This window comes from Occallatibacter sp., from assembly GCF_049802275.1.
In the GTDB taxonomy this organism is placed as follows: Bacteria; Acidobacteriota; Terriglobia; order Terriglobales; family Acidobacteriaceae; genus Telmatobacter.
On record NZ_JBARMD010000110.1, the window covers coordinates 1 to 4028 of the forward strand.

Sequence of the window (4028 nt, forward strand, 5' to 3'; positions counted from 1 at the left end):
GCGACGCATGCGGCGATCCTCGCGGGAAAGCCCGTGGGCCTGGCCAACAAGGAATGCATGGTGGCGGCGGGCGAGATTTTGACCGCAGCTGCACGCGAACGCAATGTGCCAATTCTGCCAATCGACAGCGAACACAACGCCGTACACCAGTGCATGCGAGTGGGCGCACATGCCGAGGTGAAGACCATCTGGCTGACGGCTTCGGGCGGGCCCTTCAGAAAGATGCCGCTGGCCGATTTTGCCGGAATTACACCAGAGCAGGCACTGAAGCACCCGACGTGGGTCATGGGGCGGCGGATCACGATTGATTCAGCGACCATGTTGAACAAGGGGCTGGAGATTATTGAGGCCTGCAGGCTCTTTGATGTGCCGCCGGAAAAAGTGCGGGTTACGGTGCATCCACAGTCGACGGTGCACTCGCTGGTGGAGTATGTCGATGGGTCGATTCTGGCACAGATATCGGTGACGGACATGAGGCTGCCGATCCTGTATGCGCTGGCTTATCCGGAGCGCCCGACTTCAACTTTGAGCTTCGATCTGGCGGCGTTACGTCATCTGGAGTTCGAGGAGCCGGATTTTGAGCGCTTTCCGTGCCTACGTCTTGCTTACGAGGCCGCAGCGAAAGGCGGCGCTCACTGTATCGCGCTGAATGCTGCCGATGAGGTTGCTGTAGAGGCTTTTCTGGAGCGAAGAATCCCCTTCAACGGCATCCCGGGTACAATTGAAAAAGTGCTTGCGTCCACTCCGGAGTCGCACCCCGCAACCATCGCGGAGGTGCTCGCATCGGACCGGGAAGCGCGTCTAAAGGCTCACGCGCTGGTAGTCTGAGCGAACCGATTCGCCTGAGGCGCGGCACGCAATTTGTGAGGTCTGAATTCTCTCGTTTATGCATGACTTTTTCGTTTCCGCAGTGGCTTTTATCGTCCTCGTCGGCGTGATGGTGGTGGTCCATGAATTTGGCCACTTTCTGGTCGCCAAGCTTTGCGGAGTGCGCGTGGAAGCTTTTTCTGTTGGGTTTGGTCCCCGTCTTTTTGGCATCAAGTACGGCGATACGGACTACAAGGTCTGCCTGCTCCCGCTGGGCGGATTCGTGAAGATGACCGGAGAGAATCCGGGCGAAGCGGCCAGGGTTCCGGGCACTCCGGTGGACACTCAAGCTGCGGAGAAACTCCACGGTCAGCAAGCATCTGCTGGTTACGTTGAAAATGTGCCCGCGTACGATCCCGGTTCATTCATGAACCACCCCCGTTGGCAGCGGATGCTCATCGGCGTGGCTGGTCCCTTCTTCAACTTTGTGCTGGCCTTCGTTCTGATGGTGGTGTACTTCAATTTCATCAACGAAGTGCCGGATATTCACCCCACGAAGATCGAGTGGGTGACACCCGGGTCGGCTGCCGATCAGGCTGGCCTTATGCCCGGGGACGTCATTGCTGCGTTCGACAACACCGCGCATCCTGACTATCAGAAGTTTCACGAACTCGTGGGAGACAACGCTAACAAGACTGTTCCGGTCACAGTCGATCGCAATGGCGTCGCAATTCAGTCGTCCCTGCATTTGCCGGGCAGCGTTGATGCCTTGCACGACGACCTGAGCAAGGCCGGCATCTTTGTCCAATACACGCAGAGTCCCATTCAGATTGACCAGGTAAGCCCTGACTCGCCGGCCCAGCATGCCGGATTGCAGTCGGGGGACAAGATTGTCTCCGTCGACGGCCATCCGTTCCACACGGTATTGCCGCTGGTGGACTACATGCAGTCCGGCAAAGGCAAGCCAGTGACACTGACGGTTGAGCGTAAAGGCGCGACGCTGCCGCCGATCGTGATCCACCCTTATGTACAGGATGGCGGGTGGAGACTCGGGTTCCTGCCAGGCGGCCCGGAAGATGTGCCGCTCCGTGCTGAGCCGATGAAATTCTCGAACGCGGTCGTGGAGTCGCGCGATTTCTGCGCGGAAAACTCGTTGCTGATCGTGAATGTGCTCAAAAAGGTGCTGACGCATCAGGTTTCAGTCAAGCAACTCTCGGGACCGGTCGGCATTGCCGTTGCCGCGGGACAGGCGGTAAAGGAGCCCTATTGGTCAGCAAAGTTCGGCCTGGCTGCGGGGATCAGTTTGAATCTCGGCATCCTGAATCTCTTGCCGTTCCCGATTCTCGATGGAGGCTTGATCCTGCTGCTCCTGATCGAAAGCATCATGCGGCGCGACATAAGCATGATGGTGAAGGAGCGCATCTACCAGGCCGCATTTGTGGTGCTGATTGCCTTCACCGCGTTTATCATGTTCAACGACTTCAGCAAGCTGCAAATCTTCTCGCACCTCAAGCCGTAAAACAGGGTTCAGCGTTCAGGGGGCAGAGATCAGATCAGCGACGAAAGTGCGTCTGCAATGCCAGTGATAACCCACCAGGTGCGCGTGCGCTACGCAGAAACCGACCAGATGGGCATCGTCTACTATGCCAACTACCTGGTCTGGTTTGAACTGGGGCGCGTGGAGTTGCTGCGCTCGCTCGGTCTCGCCTATAGCCAATTGGAGAAGGAACACGAGTGCATTCTGCCGGTAGTGGAGGCTTCGTGCCGCTATCGTTCTCCAGCGAAATACGACGACGAGATTTTGATTGAGACGCGTCCTGCGATGCTGCGGGGATCGGTGCTGAAGTTTGCCTATCGCATTTTGCGCAAGGGAGCGGATGGCGCGGAACCAACATTGCTGGCTGAGGGCGAAACGGTTCACGTGGTCTGCGATGATCAGCTGAAGAGAAAGCCGCTGCCGGAACACTACGCGGCAGCGCTGCGGAAGTTGTTGCCCGAACACCACAGCCAGACAAAATAATTCGCGAACGCCGCTTCTGCTCCCCAACCAAACCTACTTAGTCCCGCTGAAAAAACTCTGACCCGTTTTGCAGGTAATTTCGCGCGAACGCGCATAATGAAGGTTGGTTGGGCTTTGAGCGGGCTGCCTCACAAATGAGGAACAGCGCTCTAGCACCCCCACCCCCTCCCCTATTTAGTTCGTTATTTGTTCGCCTTAATAGAGTTAGCATTATCTATTTAAATAAGATACAAGACTAGATCCCTCGATTTTATGCACTGCATCCTGTGCAAACCGTGCTTTCGTACCTGGCCGTTTCAGCCTTTTTCCCTCAGAGACCGCAGTTCATCTCTGGCGCTCACGATGCCCGTCTCTGGGCGCGTGTATTGCACTCAGCGCATACGGTGACCAGGTTTTCAGCGCTGTCATCGCCGCCTTCGGCCGGCGATTTTACGTAATCGACGGTGGCCGTAAAGCGCGTCAGTTGTTTCCGGCACCTGCGGCACGTGTATCCGTCGCGCTCGAAAACCTGCATGCGCTTTTCGTGAGCACCTTTGTTGGACGAGGGAAACAATGCCAGTTCCTCGGCTAGCCGCCCAGCGCGAAATCTACGGCAGGCTTCAATCTCATCGGGGATCAGAACGCGATAGAGAGTTCCCTGGCGGTTCGGTTCTCCCAGCTTCTGGATTGCGCCGATCTCTTCGAGTGCGTGAAGCGTATCTTGCACCTTGCCAATGGAGATATTGTTTTCAGCGGCATTGGTGTACGACGATTTGACCACTGCGCGGCGCAAGCTGCTCCGGCTCACGCGAATCTGCGGATTACCGTCTTTCGCAATCGAGTGGCGGAAGAGAAACCAGTAGAACGCTGCGTCGTAGGCCGTGAGGATCGGCTGCAGGTCGTCGACGATCTCGCCGATGATGTCGGGAAGTTCGAGGGCGGAGAAACCTGCGTCGCCTTTTGGCGTGGTCGCGGTCTCAGCCTCTAGCTCGACCAAAAGCTGGCGTATCTTTTCGATGCGCGAATTCATTGCACAGAATTCTAGTCCCTCTGGCGAGACCAGCGTTTTCCAATTCAATGCGACAGAGGCCGCTTACATGCCCGGGTGGGTCAGCGAGTTGGCGCGGGGAACAAGCTGCATGTAGACCGACGGGGGCAGAATGGTTTGCCAGTGATTGGTGGCGCGGGCGAAGAGAACCAGGCCAAAGAAGATGTATGCGAG

General features: G+C 57.1%; 4 protein-coding genes. 3 read left to right on the top strand and 1 reads right to left on the bottom strand.

All coding sequences use genetic code 11. From position 1 onward, the window contains the following. The 3 genes from dxr to WA354_RS03655 all read left to right on the top strand — a co-directional run. Positions 1–828 (top strand): 1-deoxy-D-xylulose-5-phosphate reductoisomerase (dxr, locus tag WA354_RS03645; protein ID WP_472811652.1); only part of this gene is annotated, 828 nt, incomplete at its 5' end. 58 nt (positions 829–886) lie between these two features. Beyond that, complete coding sequence (rseP, locus tag WA354_RS03650; RefSeq protein ID WP_472811653.1) at positions 887–2326, top strand: RIP metalloprotease RseP; 1440 nt, start codon at positions 887–889, stop codon at positions 2324–2326. A 57-nt stretch (positions 2327–2383) separates the two neighbouring features. After that, complete coding sequence (locus tag WA354_RS03655; RefSeq protein ID WP_472811654.1) at positions 2384–2827, top strand: acyl-CoA thioesterase; 444 nt, start codon at positions 2384–2386, stop codon at positions 2825–2827. Between the two features lie 337 nt (positions 2828–3164). Here WA354_RS03655 and WA354_RS03660 read toward each other — a convergent pair whose 3' ends face one another. Further along, the gene (locus tag WA354_RS03660) at positions 3165–3836 is read right to left on the bottom strand and encodes an HNH endonuclease (protein ID WP_472811655.1); all 672 of its coding nucleotides are present in this window, start codon (positions 3834–3836) and stop codon (positions 3165–3167) included. Positions 3837–4028 lie beyond the last annotated feature (192 nt).